1 tRNA gene and 3 rRNA genes are annotated in these 1,427 nt (G+C 49.6%); all 4 read right to left on the bottom strand.

Going from position 1 to position 1,427, the window contains the following annotated elements:
- Positions 1 to 256, bottom strand: a 23S ribosomal RNA gene (locus tag OCV88_RS15940); the annotation flags it as partial.
- A gap of 546 nt (positions 257 to 802) precedes the next feature.
- Positions 803 to 875, bottom strand: a tRNA-Ala gene (locus OCV88_RS15935).
- 45 nt (positions 876 to 920) lie between these two features.
- Positions 921 to 1,038, bottom strand: a 5S ribosomal RNA gene (gene rrf, locus OCV88_RS15930).
- A gap of 211 nt (positions 1,039 to 1,249) precedes the next feature.
- Positions 1,250 to 1,427, bottom strand: a 16S ribosomal RNA gene (locus OCV88_RS15925); the annotation flags it as partial.

Here is a 1,427-nt window from a genome sequence, read left to right as displayed (position 1 = left end):
TTCGCTCGCCGCTACTTACGAAATCGATGTTTCTTTCTCTTCCTCCGGCTACTTAGATGTTTCAGTTCACCGGGTTCCCCTCCATACGTTATGGATTGGCGTATGGATACATGAGGGCTTCTCATGTGGGTTTCCCCATTCAGACATCTGCGGCTCTATGGATATTTGCTCCTCCCCGCAGCTTTTCGCAGCTTATCACGTCTTTCTTCGGCTCTTAGTGCCAAGGCATCCACCCTGCGCTCTTTCTTGCTTGACCTTGCTACGAGCGTTGCGATTTCGGCTTTGACAGACAAAGAAAGTTTGCTTTCTTTTGGATGTCTCAGTACGAAATCATTGTGCGACAGCGCTTCATGAAATAGGATGCACAGCATCCTATGAATGAGCTGCAACGCGTTTTTCTCGTAATTTTTTCCTTCCCGTTCGCTATAGCGTTAGCTACTTAGGCGGGCTGCTACTTTCGCAGCTCTCATTCAAGAATGAGTTTTCGTTTTTCAACGATTGTGTTTGGTTTGCATTTTCGTCTGCAGATGCTCGTTCCTGCGTGAATCCGCTTACGCTTCTTCCCGCTTGAGGCGAACCTCATATGCATCTTCGTCCTAAAAGCATCCCGGAAGTAAACTCCCGGATCCTTTTAGTCCTCAGCTGCGCACTCGCATTCTGCTGACAAATTTCTCGGATGTCTTGATATATCTGAGGTTTTATGATCTTTCGATCACAAAACGTTTTATCAATTCATTATCTCTGTATGAAGTTTTCAAGGTACAGTTAGCACTTCACACTATTCTTTCAGTGTTTCGTGCAATGGAGACAGAGAGATTCGAACTCTCGACCCCCTGCTTGCAAGGCAGGTGCTCTCCCAACTGAGCTATGCCCCCATTCTAAAACGCAAGCTTCGCCTTACGGCTTGCTTTTATGAAGTGTTCCGGCAGCCACCTGCTCTCCCATGCCGTCTCCAGCATAGTACCATCGGCCGCTTAGGTCTTAACCATCGTGTTCGGGATGGGTACGGGTGTTTCCCCTAGGCGCATCGCCACCGGAAGTCTTTGTTATCTTTTCTTGTTCGCTCGTGCCCGGCTCTGCCCCACTTCCAACCCGCTTCGCGGCTTCTCAGTGCTGGCAAACCCTCTTATGCATCCTCAAAAACTCCTGCAGACTTGAAAGCCAGCTTTCCATCTGCATCCGTTTTTTCACCTGCGCACTCGCTCTTTGATAACCAAACAGTGAAATATCTTCTACTCGATTTCCTTAGAAAGGAGGTGATCCAGCCGCACCTTCCGATACGGCTACCTTGTTACGACTTCACCCCAGTTATCAGGCCTGCCTTCGACGGCTCCCTCCTTATGGTTGGGTCACCGGCTTCGGGCATTCCCGACTCCCATGGTGTGACGGGCGGTGTGTACAAGACCCGGGAACGTATTCACCGCGAC

This window comes from Brotonthovivens ammoniilytica (genome assembly GCF_025566885.1).
In the GTDB taxonomy this organism is placed as follows: Bacteria; Bacillota; Clostridia; order Lachnospirales; family Lachnospiraceae; genus Brotonthovivens; species Brotonthovivens ammoniilytica.
Note: the sequence above shows the minus strand (reverse complement) of the source record. Positions and strands in the feature narration are given on the sequence as shown.